At 41.1% G+C, this 16771-nt stretch carries 14 protein-coding genes; 6 read left to right on the top strand and 8 right to left on the bottom strand.

The features are described 5' to 3' along the window. Positions 1-27: 27 nt before the first annotated feature. A complete protein-coding gene (locus ACXAFE_RS13755; protein WP_475153484.1) occupies positions 28-2274 on the top strand; it encodes a TonB-dependent receptor domain-containing protein in 2247 nt (748 codons plus the stop codon). 40 nt (positions 2275-2314) lie between these two features. Here ACXAFE_RS13755 and ACXAFE_RS13750 read toward each other — a convergent pair whose 3' ends face one another. Continuing rightward, entirely contained in the window at positions 2315-3127 is an 813-nt protein-coding gene (locus ACXAFE_RS13750; protein WP_475153482.1) for a class I SAM-dependent methyltransferase, read from the bottom strand. A gap of 220 nt (positions 3128-3347) precedes the next feature. On the opposite strand from ACXAFE_RS13750, the gene ACXAFE_RS13745 reads away from it, so the two are divergent. Beyond that, positions 3348-6536: an amidohydrolase family protein gene (locus tag ACXAFE_RS13745; protein WP_475153480.1), complete on the top strand. Its 3189-nt coding sequence runs from the start codon at positions 3348-3350 to the stop codon at positions 6534-6536. Positions 6537-6809: 273 nt separating this feature from the next. After that, positions 6810-7883 (top strand): ABC transporter substrate-binding protein, encoded by a 1074-nt coding sequence (locus tag ACXAFE_RS13740; protein ID WP_475153478.1) that lies wholly within the window; start codon positions 6810-6812, stop codon positions 7881-7883. Positions 7884-7958: 75 nt separating this feature from the next. Here the strand turns inward: ACXAFE_RS13740 and sodX are convergent, their stop codons facing one another. The 4 genes from sodX to ACXAFE_RS13720 form a co-directional block, all read right to left on the bottom strand. Beyond that, complete coding sequence (gene sodX / locus ACXAFE_RS13735) at positions 7959-8249, bottom strand: nickel-type superoxide dismutase maturation protease (protein WP_010561425.1); 291 nt, start codon at positions 8247-8249, stop codon at positions 7959-7961. Between the two features lie 317 nt (positions 8250-8566). Next, positions 8567-9010 carry a hypothetical protein gene (locus tag ACXAFE_RS13730; RefSeq protein ID WP_475153476.1) on the bottom strand — a complete coding sequence of 148 codons (444 nt, stop codon included), beginning with the start codon at positions 9008-9010 and terminating at the stop codon, positions 8567-8569. 131 nt (positions 9011-9141) lie between these two features. Further along, the gene (gene ccoG / locus ACXAFE_RS13725; RefSeq protein WP_475153475.1) at positions 9142-10524 is read right to left on the bottom strand and encodes a cytochrome c oxidase accessory protein CcoG; all 1383 of its coding nucleotides are present in this window, start codon (positions 10522-10524) and stop codon (positions 9142-9144) included. 203 nt (positions 10525-10727) lie between these two features. Continuing rightward, positions 10728-12149 (bottom strand): sigma-54 interaction domain-containing protein, encoded by a 1422-nt coding sequence (locus ACXAFE_RS13720; protein WP_475153473.1) that lies wholly within the window; start codon positions 12147-12149, stop codon positions 10728-10730. A 174-nt stretch (positions 12150-12323) separates the two neighbouring features. Between ACXAFE_RS13720 and ACXAFE_RS13715 the strand changes: the two genes are divergently transcribed. From ACXAFE_RS13715 to ACXAFE_RS13705, 3 genes are all read left to right on the top strand, one after another. Then, positions 12324-13280, top strand: a complete 957-nt coding sequence (locus ACXAFE_RS13715; RefSeq protein ID WP_475153470.1) for an ABC transporter ATP-binding protein — start codon at positions 12324-12326, stop codon at positions 13278-13280. Further along, positions 13273-14457, top strand: coding sequence for an ABC transporter permease (locus ACXAFE_RS13710; RefSeq protein ID WP_475153468.1), 1185 nt, complete (start codon positions 13273-13275; stop codon positions 14455-14457). Before ACXAFE_RS13715 ends, ACXAFE_RS13710 begins: the two co-directional genes overlap by 8 nt. 220 nt (positions 14458-14677) lie before the next feature. Next, positions 14678-14887 (top strand): hypothetical protein, encoded by a 210-nt coding sequence (locus ACXAFE_RS13705; RefSeq protein ID WP_010561433.1) that lies wholly within the window; start codon positions 14678-14680, stop codon positions 14885-14887. Positions 14888-14970: 83 nt separating this feature from the next. Here the strand turns inward: ACXAFE_RS13705 and ACXAFE_RS13700 are convergent, their stop codons facing one another. The 3 genes from ACXAFE_RS13700 to ACXAFE_RS13690 all read right to left on the bottom strand — a co-directional run bounded on the left by ACXAFE_RS13700 (position 14971) and on the right by ACXAFE_RS13690 (position 16695). Next, a complete protein-coding gene (locus ACXAFE_RS13700; RefSeq protein ID WP_475153465.1) occupies positions 14971-15444 on the bottom strand; it encodes a Dps family protein in 474 nt (157 codons plus the stop codon). 73 nt (positions 15445-15517) lie between these two features. After that, complete coding sequence (locus ACXAFE_RS13695) at positions 15518-16147, bottom strand: PGAP1-like alpha/beta domain-containing protein (protein ID WP_475153463.1); 630 nt, start codon at positions 16145-16147, stop codon at positions 15518-15520. Positions 16148-16158: 11 nt separating this feature from the next. Then, on the bottom strand, positions 16159-16695 hold the full coding sequence (locus tag ACXAFE_RS13690; protein WP_010561436.1) for a YaeQ family protein: 537 nt from the start codon (positions 16693-16695) through the stop codon (positions 16159-16161). Positions 16696-16771 lie beyond the last annotated feature (76 nt).

Here is a 16771-nt window from a genome sequence, read left to right as displayed (position 1 = left end):
GAATAATTATCGTTAAGGAAAATGTAAATGAACTTCTCTCGTACGCTAGTTTCAACAGCCATTCTTTTAGGCTTATCTACCATAGCGTTTAATGCACAATCCCAAAATAACAATGAAAAATCAGCAGGTGAGCAAGATATTGAAACGATTTCAGTATTTGGTCACAAGCTAACAGTGGCAAAGCATGATGCCGCGGCATCAATCTCACAAGTTAACGACGAACACATTAAGCGTAACCAAGAAGCTGAACTAAGCAATATTTTGAAAGAGTTACCGGGTGTTGATATGACAGGCAGTGTAACGCCACTTTCAGGTCAACCAGCGATTCGTGGTTTATATGGCGAACGTATTTTTGTATCAATTGATAATGTGAAACGCAAAACAGAATCAGATGGCGGTAGCAATATTGCAACTATTAATAGCTTAGGTATAGACCCAGCCCAATTAAAGCAAGTTCAGGTACTGCGTGGCGCAGATTCGTTAACCGTAGGTTCTGGCGCAGTAGGTGGTAGCATTCGTTTGGTTACTAAAGATGCAAGCGATTACTTAAATGGTGAAGAAGGCTTTGGCGCTCGCGCTCAGGTAATGCACCAATCTGTGTCTGAGTCGAATAGTTTTAGCGGTTCTTTATTTGCATTAACTGCGCAAACAGACACGGTTTTGCATGCCTCTTATGTTGAATTTTCAGATATTGATATTGTTCCAAGCGAAGATAAAGGCGACGAAGTTGGTGAGTTAGCCAAGTTGGAAAAAATCAGTAACGACTCAGCTAGAACCAACGCAACAATTAAAAACACGTGGTATTTAGCACCAGATCATAGTTTACAAACCAAATTAGATTGGAGTGAAACCGAATCGCTTAATCAGCCGTATGGGCAGCGTTTAGATTTAGCACTGCGTTATCCTACATTGTCTGAAGACTATAAAAATGACTACATTGAATTAATGAGTAGTTATACCTACCAGCCTACCTCACCACTTATCGATTTAGATGTGCAGGCGGTGTTCTCAAAGAAAAGTTACGATGAAGTAACCATGGGGTACATTGTAAATCGTGGTAATAAAATAGCGTTCGATAAATTAAGCGATGGCAGCAATACACGTACAGGTTTAAGGGTTGCTAACTTATCTGAATTCGAAGGCGTGATTAATCACAAATTAGCGCTTGAGTTCAATTTTGAATATGAAGAATTTGAACAAAATGAGCTTGAAGAAGGTGTTAGCTCAACGTTTTACGGTAAAAGTGATTCAACTAATTTCTCATTTGCGGCAATTGACCAAGCCAGCTTTTTAAACGATAGATTACTAACTACAGCAGGCCTGCGCTATGATGTCTTCGATCGCAGTAGTAACACATTTGATGACTACGATAATAGCGATAGCGGCGAGTTATCCAGTGAATTAGGCGTAACTTATAAAGCGACTGACTTCCTTAACTTTTATGCCAAATATGCAGAAGCATTTCGCGCACCTTCAGTACAAGAGCTGTATAAAAAAGACGAGTGGCGCTGCCACATTGGTGGCAAAATTTGCTATCAAGAACCGCAGCCTGATCTAAAACCAGAGCTATCAGAAAATATTGAAGTGGGCTTTGGCTTAGATTGGTCTAACGTTGCTTTTGCCGATGTGTTCACTGTTAAGGCTATGTATTTTAATAACGATATCGAAAACTTTATCGATAACGTACCGTTTATGTATTACGTCGACGAAAATGGCAATAAGCAGTTAGGTTCACCAGGCCCTAACCCTAGCAATGGTGTGCCGGTTGCTACGCACCGTGATTACAGCGCGAAGAATATCGGCAAACTTGAAAGTAGCGGTGTTGAATTAGAGCTGCATTACTCGCTTAGTAAGTTTGATGCGTATTTAGGGTATTCCACAATTGAAATGGATGCGTATGGCGTACCTAATTTCTTTTTAGGTACCATTGAAAATGATAAACAAGCTTACACAGAAGCGCCTGCAGATAAACTAACGCTTAATCTAAATTACCAAGTGTTTGATAGCCTGAATGTGGGTGTGCAGATGCTTGCATATGCTGAGCAAAAACGCTTGCCAGAAGCCTATTTAGACCGAGGTTGGGGCACTGATTCATATCAACTCTACAATGTTAATGCGAGCTATCAAGGCGAAGGTGTGCTTTCCGGTTTAGGCGTTGTTGTGGGGGTGGATAATATTACTAACGAACGCTACTTACGTGCGCCAGCGAGTAATGCAACAGATGCGGGTGAACTAGGACGTAACTACAAAATTACGCTAAGTTATCAATTCTAATGTAAAAAGCAGGCACACTGTGCCTGCTTTACTCGTCTGTTTATAGCTTAGGTTTTACAAACTTAAGCGTGAAACGGTTACTTTCGCCAATAGCTAAGTATTTGGCTTTGTCTTTATCACCCAATGCAAGTGTTGGTGGTAGTGTCCAAACGCCCTTCTCGTATTGGGCTTGATCGAGCGGGTTGGCATTAACACCTGAACTTGCTACCAATTTAAAGCCCGCTTTCTTAGCAGCAGCTTCAACCACACTTTGCTTGATATAACCTGACTGACGAAATGCTTCTGCATCGAGGTTTTCAGGTAATTTATGATCGACCACACCTAACACACCACCTGGCTTAAGCGCTTTGAACGCGGAATTTAATGTGGTTTGCATCATTTCATCACTGGTCATGTAAAAGTTATGCAAGTTACGGAATGTCAGTACCATATCTGCACTACCAGCAGGTGCCATATCAGGACTAAGCTTAGGGTGGAATTCGGTTATTTCTGTTTTGCTCAGCGCAGGCGTATTTTTAATTTTTGCTTGATACTTAGGTAGATGTTTATTGAAGTAACCCACATCGGTTCCTGATGGAAAGTGTGCTGCAACAAACTTACCTTTCTCAGCAACAACAGGTGAGATAACTTCGGTGTACCAACCACCTCCAGGCCAGATTTCAACGACTGTCATATCCTCAGTTAAGCCGAAAAAGTTAAGTGTTTGCTGAGGATTACGAAATTCATCTCGCGATTTATTTTTGTCGCTACGTACTTCGCTTTTTACTGCTTCTTGTAATGTTGTTGCGTGTACGGCTGTGATCGAGCTTGCTGCAATGGCTGCAGTAATCGCTAGGTTAAGTATCGTTTTCATTTTTAGTCCCTAAATATAATTTTTCAGTACAAGATAATCATAAAACTGTTGAATGTTTAAGCATTTTGCGATTGAACTTGTTGCAAAATATTTCCAATTTGGTTGTTGATAGTTTTTTAATCGAATTTTTAAGTGGTTTTAACTCACCCAAACTAGCTAATTCACCACGATTTTGTTTCAATTCATTACAGAATAAACGTGACAACAAGAAGACTCCGAGATGAAGCAAATATTAAAGACCTCACTTGCGATGGCAGTGAGCTTAGCGTTGTGCTCACAGGCCGGCGCAGAAGAAGCAAAAAAAGAAGAGATTAAAGAGTGGCAAGTTGAAGCGCCACAAGGTGAATTTTTAGATGCCAACATCAAAGTGCAACAAGGTACTTGGATGAACGTAGATGTAAGCCCAGATGGAGAAACACTGGCGTTTGATCTACTTGGTGATATTTACACAATGCCAATTTCAGGTGGTAAAGCAACTAAGCTGACGTCTGATATTCCTTGGCAAATGCAGCCGCGTTTTAGCCCAGATGGCAAAAAGATCGCGTTTACGTCAGACCAAGGTGGCGGCGACAATATTTGGCTAATGAACATTGATGGCTCAAACCAAGTTGCGGTAACCAACGAAACATTTCGTTTATTAAATAGCCCTGTGTGGAGCCCTGATGGCGACTTTATCGCTGCGCGTAAACACTTTACGGGCACGCGTTCACTTGGCGCTGGTGAAGTATGGCTTTACCATAAAGCAGGCGGCAAAGGTGTGCAGCTAACTAAGCGTGCAAACGATCAAAAAGATTTAGGTGAACCAGCATTTTCACCTGATGGTCGCTATGTTTATTTCTCACAAGATGCGACACCAGGTAAAACTTTCCACTACTCAAAAGATTCTGTTGCGGGCATTTATAAAATTAAACGCTACGACCGCGAAACTGGTGAAATTGAAACCATTATTGAAGGCATGGGTGGCGCAATTCGTCCAACGCCATCACCGGATGGTAAAAAGCTTGCTTACGTAAAACGTGACGATTTCCAATCAAGTCTTTATGTATATGACTTTGCAACGGGTGAGCATACAAAACTGTACGGTGTGCTTGAACGTGATATGCAAGAAACATGGGCAATTCACGGTGTTTATACGACCATCGCTTGGACCCCTGACAATGAAGAACTGATCTTCTGGGCGGGCGGTAAACTTCATAAGTTGGATGTTGAAAGTAAGAAAGTAAGCGACATTCCATTTGAAGTGGAAACTAGCAAGAAATTACAAACGGCATTACGTGTTGCACAAAACCTTGATACCAAAGAGTTTGACGTAAAAATGCTACGCAATGTGCAAGTTTCGCCAGATGGTGAAACTGCGATTTTTGAAGCTATGGGTCATATTTATAAGCGTGATTTAGAGTCGGGCAAAGTAAGACGCTTAACTAAGCAAAGCGATCACTTTGAGTTCTTCCCGTCGTTTTCTCGCGATGGTAAGAAGATAGTGTACGTTACTTGGGATGATAACGAGCAGGGCACTATTCGTGTGGTGTCAGCACGTTCAGGTCGCGGTAAAGATATTGTTGAAACTAAAGGTAAATACGTTGAACCCACCTTTAGTCCAGATGGTGATACTGTGGTGTACCGTAAAATTAAAGGAGGTGCGATTCTTGACCCAAGTTACTCGGTAAAACCGGGTATCTATGCTGTAAGCAGCCGTGGCGGTGACGAAGAATTTATTACCAAGCATGGTATTCAACCGCAATTTGGTGCTGAGAACGACCGTATTTATGTAATGCAAGCATGGCCAAAACCATCGCTTTCTGTGGTTGAACTAGCCAGCAAAAAAGAGCGCAAACTATACGAAGCAAAACACGCGACTGAATTCCGTGTATCGCCGGATGGCAAGTACTTAGCGTTTGCTGAGCGTTTTAAAGTATTTGTAACGCCATTTGTGGAGCGCGGCAAAACCATTAATATCGGTCCGAAAGATAGTCAGTTCCCAGTGGAGCAGCTATCAGTTCGCGCTGGTGAAAACATTAGTTGGAATACGTCAGCTGATAAACTTTACTGGTCGCTAGGTCCAGAGCTTTACCATGCAGACTTAAACGGTGTGTTTGATATTGCCAAAGATGAGTCAAAGTCGTTTAAAGTTGAAAACGGCCAAAACATTGGCTTTAAACAAAAAATGGATGCACCAAAAGGTGTAATTGCACTTACTGGCGCACGCATCATTACCATGAAAGGTGATGAAGTCATTGAAAATGGCGTTATCGTTACCGACGGTAAGCATATTAAAGCGGTTGGTACTGTGGCAGATGTGAGCGTACCAAGTGATGCATTAATTATTGAGATGAATGGCAAAACCATTATGCCGGGTCTTGTTGATGCACACGCGCACGGTTCGCAAGGCTCAAATGAAATTATTCCTCAGCAAAACTGGGAAAACCTAGCAGGCTTAGCATTTGGTGTAACGACAATTCACGATCCATCAAATGACACAACCGAAGTATTCGCTGCCAGCGAAATGCAAAAAGCCGGTAAAATTGTCGCGCCGCGCATTTTCTCAACCGGTACGATTTTATATGGTGCGAACATGCCTGGTTACACCAGCCATGTTGATAGCCTAGACGATGCGAAATTCCATATTGAGCGTCTACAAAAAGTGGGGGCGATTAGTGTTAAATCGTACAACCAGCCTCGTCGTAATCAGCGCCAACAAGTTGTGCAAGCTGCACGTGAACTAGGCATGATGGTAGTACCTGAAGGCGGCTCATTACTGCAGCATAACTTAACCATGGTGGTGGATGGTCACACGGGTGTTGAGCACTCACTACCAGTAGCGAATATTTATGATGATGTTAAGCAGCTGTGGAGCCAAACTAAAGTAGGTTATACACCAACGTTAGGTGTTGCCTACGGTGGTATTTGGGGTGAAAACTACTGGTACGATAAAACAGATGTGTGGTCGCACCCAATTCTGTCGAAATACGTACCTAAGAACAAGCTACTACCGCGCTCAATGCGCCGCGTTAAAGCGCCAGATCATCACTATAATCACGTCAATAACGCTCGTGTTTCGAAAGAATTACAAGACTTAGATGTACTCGTAAATATTGGTGCACACGGTCAACGTGAAGGGTTAGCAGCACACTGGGAAATGTGGATGTTCGCGCAAGGGGGCATGGCACCACTTGAGGTGATCCGCACTGCAACCATCGACCCTGCAACGCACTTCGGTTTAGATAAACACATTGGTTCACTTGAAGTAGGTAAGCTTGCCGACTTAATGGTGATCGATGGCAACCCGTTAGAAAATATTCGCGATACTGATAAAGTAACGCACACAATGATTAACGGTCGTTTATTCGATACTGCAACGATGAATGAAGTAGGTAAGAAAAAACGCGAAAAGCTGTATTTTGAAAAATAAGCTTTACGTAATCTGATTTCAGGTTAAATAACGAAAAGGCTGAACCTAGGTTCAGCCTTTTTTATTTCCTCTAACAATATCTATTTACCTACCGTTATCGAACTTTTTCAAATATATTCAAAGGCTTTTCGAAAATGAATCTCAATCGATTAGTCGCAAATTTACACTAGCACACAACCGAGCGAGAGAGCTGCTCTGATTAGTTGAGAACATGCAGCTATATTTTTGTTTAAGTTATATACTTATAGCCATCTAGATGCAGTAAGGTGTAGTGTGAAAGTGAATAGTGTCGTGCGTGTTTGGTTGTTTTTAATGCTGCTGATGTGGTCAGTATTTGCTAGTGCCAATTCCCATATGAAAGTTGTTTTTATTAACCCGGGTTATGCCACAGATAATGATTCTGGCGACTTTTGGCCAAACGTGAATCACTTTATGGTTGCCGCAGCAAACGACCTCAACATAGATCTCGTATCATTGCATGCTGAACGCAATCATATTCTGATGAAAAAACTGGTTAGCGACGCGATAGCGCTAAAGCCCGATTACTTAATTCTGGTAAATGAAAAGCAAATGTTACCGCAAATGCTTGAGCAGCTTGTTGGCACCGATATTAAAGTGTTTTTGTTGCTCAATAAATTTAGTCGCTCACAGCAGGCATCTCTGCCAGATAACATCAAAAGCAAAGTAATAGGATGCTTATCGCCGAACAATAAAGAGGTAGGTGAACAGCTTGCACAGGCATTAATTAAACGCGCTGGTAAGTTTAAAAAACAGCAGCTTACTATGTATGCACTGCTTGGTGATTATAATACACCGGCGGCAGAGGAGCGTCGCTTTGGTTTGCAGCGCGCTTTAAAAAAGCACCCTCATGTGAGTTTAATTGATTCAACGGTTGCTAATTGGTCGGAGTCGAAAGCTTACAAAAAGACCTATGGCGTATTGTCAAAGCACCCCGCAGATATTATTTGGTCGGCAAATGACGCAATGGCGTTTGGTGCAATTGCAGCGGTAAATAAGCTAAAGCAATCAGATAAGGTCATTATTGGCGGCATTAATTGGGATGTTCATGATAAAGGATATGCGACCGATGTGTCTTTTGGTGGGCATGTAACATTAGGCGCAAAAGCATTATTGATGCTGCACGATAATCACCTTTATCCTGAAAAAGCGGGCGCTATGAGTCAGCAACTCGCAATTTTTGAATCCTCGGACTCACCCGCTCGAGCGCCGTTTGGCAAACTATTACGTGAACAAGAGTTCGAACAAATCGATTTTTCGCGTTTTTCTATATCGTCGCAGCAACCGCTAGAGTTTAACTTACAAAACTTGGTTAATACTCGGCATTAAAGTCTGTTGAGTATTGCCGCTCTTTTATTGTGGAAGGGGTTTTTTGATGCGCTCGGAGCGTAATCTCGTAACGGCTTAGCGCAGGTTGCAAATCATCACGCCGATGATTTGCTCAGCGCTAATCGGTCCTATTTGGCAGCAAGCCAAACTGTTAGGGTCGTCACCAGCTAACCAATAAAGGCCATTTTTATCTTGATAGGCAATGCGTTGAATTATGGCGCCAAAAATAGGGTGTGCAACTTTAACTATTTGCCCTTTTTTTAAATGTTTCATACTGCCAAAGCTATGTAATAGCACGTAATTATTGGGCATTATCGCGGGCGACATGCTGTTGCCAGTTACTTTATTTATGCTTAATCCGAACATTTTTTGTGTTCTCTGTTTTAAGCGATGCGTCGCAATTTGCCGTAACAACTTCAAATTTAAATAGTTTATCGAGCTGAGTTAGAGCCCTATTCAAGCTTGCTGCTTTTTTCATATTCCCTCCTTAGCAAGGTTACGCATTTTTATCTTGTAACTGACAAAAACAAATAGTAATACCGTTGGTGTTATCCATGCTAAGTGAATGAACAGGTCAAACAATGGGTTTTGATCATGTCCTGTATGTGCCACAAGGCTGTGTGGTAGCAATAAACATGCTGCTATGATTTTGATGTATAGATTAGACATACCAACCCCCCTAACTAGTGCACTAACGCAGCTTTTAATTTTGCGTTTTTAATATCTGCGGGTGCGGCGCACACATGGTCGAGCACATCCATACAGCGCGTGTAATTTGCATGCTTTCTTTTAAATGCCGAAATGCTTTTAAATGTGACCGAAGACATCTGTAAGGCATGGCTTTGCGCATGCTCTGAGATAGCTTTATCGTTGGCTTGCTGCAATACGCGATAATGGGCGTGCAATAAACATTGCAGTGCACGTTCTAGCTGGCCTTGTTGTTCGTAGGTGGCAGCGAGGTTCTGATAACCGCATACCCAAGCTTGCATCGCTTCTAAGTTGCTAATTTTTTGTTGCCATAGCAAATCAACCAGCTCAATAGCGCGATTGTAGTAGCGTTCCGCTTCTAGCCAATTATGTGAATCAAAACACTCATTGCCTTTAATCATTGTGGATTGCCAGCTCATATTTAAAATACCTAACCTACCAACTTAATGATAATGATTATTGATCGCGTTTGAGTTGTTGTAAAGAAAAAAGGCTCAATTAGATTGAGCCTTGCGTGCTAGGGAACTTAGCTATAAATTGATTTTACAGCTTAGGGTTTATAAAACTTAGACTGTTTAATGATTTGGATATCAGGTTGCTCAATAGCTTGAACTTTAAAGCGAACATCCGTCACTTTTTGTTTTAAATCATAGCCATCAGCCGTAATCGTGACTGGGAACTGGCTCATTTCACCAGCTGGAATAACAATGTTTTGTGGTGCGCTTAGTACAAAACGTGAGTCTTCGAGCAGTGTTAGCGTGTAATTCAGAGTATTTTGCGTTTTATTGGTAATTCTTAGTGTGTAGGTGTTTTCAGTTAACCCTTCGTAATTCACGCGATAAAGCGCATTTCGGTCACGCAGAATACTGGTTTCAATAGGTACTCGTAAGTTTATCCAAATCAGCATAGTGACGATTACTAAGCCGGTAAAAAATCCATAACCTACTAGCTTTAAACGGAATTTATCGGTCTTTTGGCCAGCTAGTTGGTGTTCACTGGTGTAACTAATTAAACCTTTTTGGTAATTAAACTTATCCATGGTTTCGTCACATGCATCAATACATGCGCCACAGTTAATGCACTCGTATTGCATGCCGTTACGAATATCAATACCGGCAGGACACACTTCAACGCATAGGTTACAGTCAACACAATCACCTAAACCAAGTTGTTTCGGATCATCTTTACGTTTGCGGCGACCGCGTGATTCACCACGTTTTTCATCGTAGGCAACAACATACGTATCTTTGTCGAACATTACTGCTTGAAAGCGAGAATACGGGCACATGTAAATACACATTTTTTCTCTTAAGAAACCTGCGTTACCGTAAGTACATACGGCAAATAGACCTACCCAAAACCAAATCAAGCCAGACCAATCTAAGGTTACTAAATTGCTATATAACTCTTTAACAGGCACAAAGTAGCTAAGAAAGGTGGTAGCAGTTAAAAATGAAATAGTCAGCCAAGCTAAATGCTTAAGGCCTTTTTTGCGAAATTTTTCAAATGACATGGGTGATTTATCAAGCTTAATGCGTTTATTGCGGTTGCCTTCCACTTTTTCTTCAACCCAAATAAACATCATCATCCACACCGTTTGCGGGCAGGTGTAACCACACCAAACTCGACCGAGCCAGGTGGTAACAAAAAATAGCGCAAATGCACCCGCCATAAATATCCATGCTAGCAAGGTGAAATCTTGCGGGAATAAGGTGGTATTAAAAAAGCGAAACTGCTGCGCGCCGATATCGAGTAATATGGCTTGCTGACCTTGGTAAGGAATAAAAGGGATTAAGATAAATGCCAACATCAATGCCCAGCCAATATAGCGGCGTAACTTTTGGTATTTACCTTTTTGTGATCTGACGTAAATTGGCCCCTCAGTTTTGTAGGGCTTAATGATCAGATCTTCTTCTTTGATATCAAACTTCATAATATTTCTCGACAGTAGATAGAGCATTGCGCTTATCTAGTGCTTAACAAATACTATGCCAACAAAGGGTTTTGATAACCATTTGAAATATAAGGTTAATTGTTGTTTTGTGTTTTTACCTAAACCACGATATTTCGTGTGTCCGCGATATATCGTGGATTTTAGCTGCTGTTTTTATGATAAAAACAGCTAAAAACGTCATTTTATACTCGTGTAATACCAAGTTTTTTCATTTTTGAGCGCAGGGTGCTTTCAGGTAGATCAAGTAGTTTGGCCGCGCCATTGCTGCCGCCTATTTTACCTGAGCATTGTTCAAGCACTTGCTCTATGTAAGTGCGCTCCATTTCTGCTAGCGTAAGTTGTGCAAAGTTACTGGCATCTAAATTTGCTTGAAAATCTTGCTTGATTTGAATCAGCGAACTCTGACTTAAGATGACTTCGCGTTCGAGTACGTTTTGTAGTTCACGAATATTGCCGGGCCAATGATAGGTTGCAAGGCGCTTTAAACTGGCCTTGCTGATGCCTTTGATTGGTTTACTCAATTTGCGAGCCAGCTCCGAAATAATATTATGACAAAGCAAAGGCAAATCATCTAAGCGCTCTCTCAGAGCAGGCATAGTAAGGGGGAAAACGTTAAGGCGATAATATAAATCCATACGAAACTCGCCTTGCTGAACCATTTTTAATAGGTCTTTGTTGGTTGCTGCGATAACGCGAATATCAACCTTAATTGTTTGGTTACCGCCAACACGTTCAAATTCTTGTTCTTGCAGCACACGCAGCAATTTGCTCTGTGCTTCAAGGCTTAGCTCGCCAACTTCGTCTAAAAACAAGGTGCCTTTATCCGCTAGTTCAAAGCGTCCTTTACGTCTTTCGGTAGCACCAGTAAATGCGCCTTTTTCATGACCGAATAGCTCGCTTTCTAACAAGCTAGGTGTGAAGGCCGCGCAATTCACTTTAACCAAAGTATTGTGACAGCGTTTGCTTAAGCGATGAATGTTACGGGCTATAAGCTCTTTACCTGTGCCGTTTTCACCTAATATCAGCACAGTGCTGTCGGTTTTACTGACTAAACTTACTTGTTCAAGCAATTGCTTAAATCGCGGGCTTTGTCCTACTAAGCCAGAGTCGCTCCAGTTTTCGTCGATTTCACTTTGAAGATACGTATTTTCTGCTTGTAATTGTTCAGATAAGGCTTGTACTTGGGCTAGTGCTTCACGCAGTGCGCGATCGCTTTCTTGTTGTTTAGTTACATCGCGGAAGATTGCAACAGCACCAACTATTTCGCCATTTTTATAAACGGGAGTTGAGGTGTATTCAACAGGAAAGCTTGAACCATCTTTGCGCCAAAATACTTCGTGGCTAATACTGCGCTCCTGGCCGTCTTGCATGGTGGCATAAATATTACATTCATGCGCTGGGTACGGGCTGCCATCGGCGTGGCTATGATGGTGATATTGATGAATTTTTTCGCCGAGTAATTCGCCGGCTTGCCAACCTGTCATGCGTTCTGCTGCAGGGTTTATAAATACTGCTTTTCCTTCTAAATCAAAGCCATAAACGCCTTCACCAACCGCATTTAGCAATAGCTCTGAGTCTGCTAGCAAGTTTTTAAGATTATCCATATATCACAACCCACGAAATATCGAGGGCTAATAATGCCAAGCTTAACATCAAATTACCAGCAACTAATCATCTGTACTTTAATGATAAGTGGCAATATAAAATGACGAGCGATCTGTTTATCCCTTTGTTTACCCGTAAAATATTGCAAACAATAAGAAAAAGCGGGAAAAACAATGACACAGGCAATGATCCGTGTGGAAGAGGTAAGCAAGCAGTACGCCTCAACTAAAGCGGTTAATCAGTTAAGCTTTGCGGTAAATAAAGGCGAAATTTTTGCCTTACTAGGGCCTAACGGCGCAGGTAAATCATCGCTGGTACGTATGTTAGTAGGTTTTACAAAACCTGATAGCGGAAAAGTATCAATTCAATTAGATGGCCGCTACTTTAGTGAAATTCCGGCTAACAAGCTGGGCTACTTACCAGAAGATCGCGGACTGTATGGCGAAAAAACCTTACTGCAAAACCTTCATTACTTTGCTGCACTGCATGGTGTAAGTAAACAACAAGCAAAACGAAATATTGATTACTGGCTAAAGCGATTTGATTTACTAGGCCGCGAAAATGAACCGCTTAAATCACTTTCAAAAGGTAACCAGCAAAAAGTACAGCTGATCACCGCAATTTTACACAGCCCTGAAATTGTTATTTTGGATGAGCCATTCTCTGGACTCGATCCGATTAACCAAGAAAAAGTTGTATTGTTTTTAGCAGAATTAAAGCAACAGGGAATGACGGTTATTTTAAGTGCCCACCAAATGGCGATGGTAGAAAAAATGGCTGACAGAATGATGTTAATGAACAAAGGCGAAGCTGTTTTATATGGTTCACTTAGTGCGATTAGAGAGCAAATTGGTGGTGCATTAGAACTTGAAGTGAGCTTTAGCGGTGAATTAAATGCCGAAGCACTGCAAACGCATTTTGGCGACATTAACTACCGCCTAAATAAAGCGAATACCTTGGTTGTTACGTTAAACGACAAAGCACAGCTAAATGAGGCGTTAGCAATCTTGCCTAAGTTAGGTCAAGTCGAGCACTTATCGAGCCGCACCATGGATTTACATCAAATGTATTTAAAAGCAATTGAATCGCACCAAAAGCATGCGTTAACTGAGGAGAGTAGTGATGAATAACCAAGTAACACAAGTTGCTAAATGGGAGTTTATGCACTTTTTCAAATGGAAGCAGGAGCTTATTAGCAAGTTAATTATGCTGGTAATCGCTGTGGTTGTGTTTTTTTGGCAAAGCGCGTCAAGTTTTACCAGCACTGATTATCGCATTGCCATTTCGGCTAATAGCCCTTTTGAAATGACCTTGGACGGTTATGCGTTCACGCAAACACAAGACGATAAAGAAAAGCTTATTTCTGCCCTTGAGACGCAAGAATTTGATGCTGTGTTACTCATTGATGAAGCCATGAGTCCTGTAAACATTGAGTTTATTAGCAAAGGAAAAATGGCGTGGCAACAGACGCTGCAAAATGCGCTAAAACAGCATTATGTTGAAAAAATCAGCGATAAACTTTCGCTTTCGGCGCAGCAATTAGCATTGATTAACAACCCAATTTTAGTTTCAGCTGTGTATTTAGACCAAAATATCAAAAGTGAAGAAAGCCATTCAAGCGCTACAGCAATAGGTGTTTTAGTGTTGTTATCGGTTGGTATTTTTATGTCGTTTGCACAGGTGTTTGTCTCGATTACGGGCGAAAAGCAGCAGCGTGTAACAGAGCAACTCTACGCCACAATGAGCGCACAAACTTGGGTCGACGGTAAAATTCTAGGTCAAGTATTACTGGCATTGAAAGCCATGTTAAGTACTGTTATTTCAGTATTACTCGGTGTTGCATTTTTACAGGTGATTATTCAAGGGCAAGCACTCGACTTGTCGTTTATTGATTGGTATTTGTTGCCTTGGGTATTGGCGTTTGCATTGCTCGGCCTTTATTTCTCAACGGCATTTATGGCGGCAATTGCAGCTGCGATTGATGATCCAAACCACAGTGGCAAGTCGTCATTTATGATGATCCCGCTTGTGCCAATGATTTTAGCGTTTGTATTAATGGATAGCCCAAGTGGTTGGGTTATGACGTTTTTAAGTTACTTCCCACTTACAGCATTTGCTGTAATGCCAGTTAAAATGGCGTTGGTTGATGTGGCGATTTGGCAACCTATTTTGTCACTGGTACTGACGCTGGTATTGTGCATCTATATGCGTGGTGTGGCTGGGCGCTTATTTAAAATGGGCATGGTGATGTATGGTAAAGAGCCAAGCTTTAAACAAATGTTAGGGTGGGCGATTTCAGAACGCTAAAATTAAAAAGAGGCATCGGCCTCTTTTTTTAAGCATATTTACTGCCAATTATTTCTGATTCGGTCGAATTTTTGAGCTAAATCAAGTTTCGCATCGGCTGATAATTGGTTAGGAAATAAACTTGATTTAAGTCAATTCTCAATCTCAAAACGGGCGCATACTTAATTCCAGAAACCGATTTATCACCGATAAGTTGGATAGTTTAAGAAGGAATTTCGTTATGAGAAATGTGCAAAAATCAGAAATTATCGTTACGGTTATCGCAGTATTAGCATTAGTTGTTACTGTTGTGGGTCACTTAGCTGGTGCAAGCATTGCTAACTCAAGTTCGTTTGGCATTATTGCAGCGCCTGTACCTTTGCTACTATTTATCATTGCATTTGCAGCGTATAAGTATGCTGCATCTCATGACGAAGATTCAGGTCATTAAACTTGTCCCAATTAGTTTTACTTTACTTGCGACAAAGGCAGCGTTAGCTGCCTTTTTTCGTACTAATTTGAAAATAATTTAACTTAGTTTAAGTAAGCGTTTAACATCCAAACTAGTTTCTCTTGCTCTTTAATATAATCACTCATTAGTGATGCTGTACCTTCATCCTCAGCGTCACCGGCTAATGTTAGTAATGAGCGCTGTGTTGCTATTAACTCACTAAAGCCAGTTAGTAGGTTGCTAATTGCTTCGCGCCCAGCACTAATGTTCTTTGCTTCAGTTATCTTGCTGTTGGCAAGGTAGTCTGAAAAACCGTGCAGCGGTTCACCGCCTAACGTTAAAATTCGCTCAGCGATTTCATCGACTTTCAACAATAAATCGTTGTAGATTTCTTCGAATTTAGCGTGCAACTCGAAGAAGTTTTCGCCTTTAATATTCCAATGAAAGCCACGGGCGTTCATGTACTGAATTTGGTAACTGCTAAGTAAGGCATTTAGTTCAGCAACTAAGTTGTTTGTAATCGTTTTGTCTAATCCAATAATTGAAACGTTTCTCATAACCCACCTCATATTTAATATATTTAATTTGTTTCGATGGGTTTATTATCAGACAAGTTTTTAATTGAATAAATCACTTAAAGTCGATTGCTGTATTCTGTTTTTGTGATGATAAAATGGACTCAATGTAATCCATTACTTTGCGGGAATAAATGAGACTGGTATGGCTTAAATGAAAGACTTTGTGCTCTGCCATACCTTTGAGTTTAGTTTCATCAAGCAATACAGTACCGTCAGACTCACTGTTTTTCTTAATCAGTGGCATTAAACCAAGTGGCAGGTCGCCCGCAATACTGTAAAGTTTGGCGCTAAATGGCCAATCATGATTTTCAGATAAAAGAAACTCAACACTATTTTTTAAAAATAAGTCAAAGCCTTTATCTTTCATGTGCTTGGCAAGTGTGGCGCCTTTGTGGGGGGTACCTAATGTGATGACTTTTATAACACTTGCAGCATGATGGCTATTGGCTTCAAGATAGGCGCGTGCAATTAACCCGCCCATTGAGTGGCAAACAAACGCGGTATTTTCACCGTCAATAAAGCTATCGATTTGCTGAAATATAGTTGCAGTATTTGGCGATAAGCTTTGATAACTTAAATTCAGGGTATCAAAGCCAAGTTTTGTTATGCGTTTACTTAATGGCAGCATAACAAAGCCCGACATATACAGACCATGCAAAATAACTACTTTTTTTATCGCCATACTACTTTCACTTATAAAATGGTGATCGGCTCGATAAGTATTGAATCGGTATCGTTGCTGACCCAAACTTGACCATCTTGCACAGTAACAGACAACTGCATATGTCTTGCTGCTAATGGAATAAGTTGTTGAGACTGCTCAAATGGAAGGCTAAACACGCGTAAGTTGGTGTGCTGGAAAAACTTACCTTGATGCTTTTCAAGCCATACTTTTTGGTCGCCGTCGCCATAGGTATATAAAATGGCTTGTTTTGACTGGTTGCAGGCCTTTTTTAAACGTTTTTCGTCAGGTAAACCAAGATCGATCCAAGTTTCGATTTCATCGCTTAATGACTTTTGCCAAATTTCAGGCTCATCGTCAGCGCACAATCCTTTAGTGAAGCTCAACGTATCTGAAGCATTTAATGCAAATGCTAAAATGCGGATCATTAAACGGTGGTCGTTTTCAGATGGATGCTGAGCAATTGTTAGACTGTAATCACCGTAGTGGTGTCTATCCATGTCGCTTAGATTAAGCGATAGCTTATGTACTTGTGACTTTAACGCCATAATTTCTATTAATGTAAGAAAGGTTACTGCTATTGTAACTGAATATAGTTAAAATACGCGTACTTTCATGCTTTGG

Source organism: Pseudoalteromonas sp. ABV4_021 (assembly GCF_056159365.1).
Note: the sequence above shows the minus strand (reverse complement) of the source record. Positions and strands in the feature narration are given on the sequence as shown.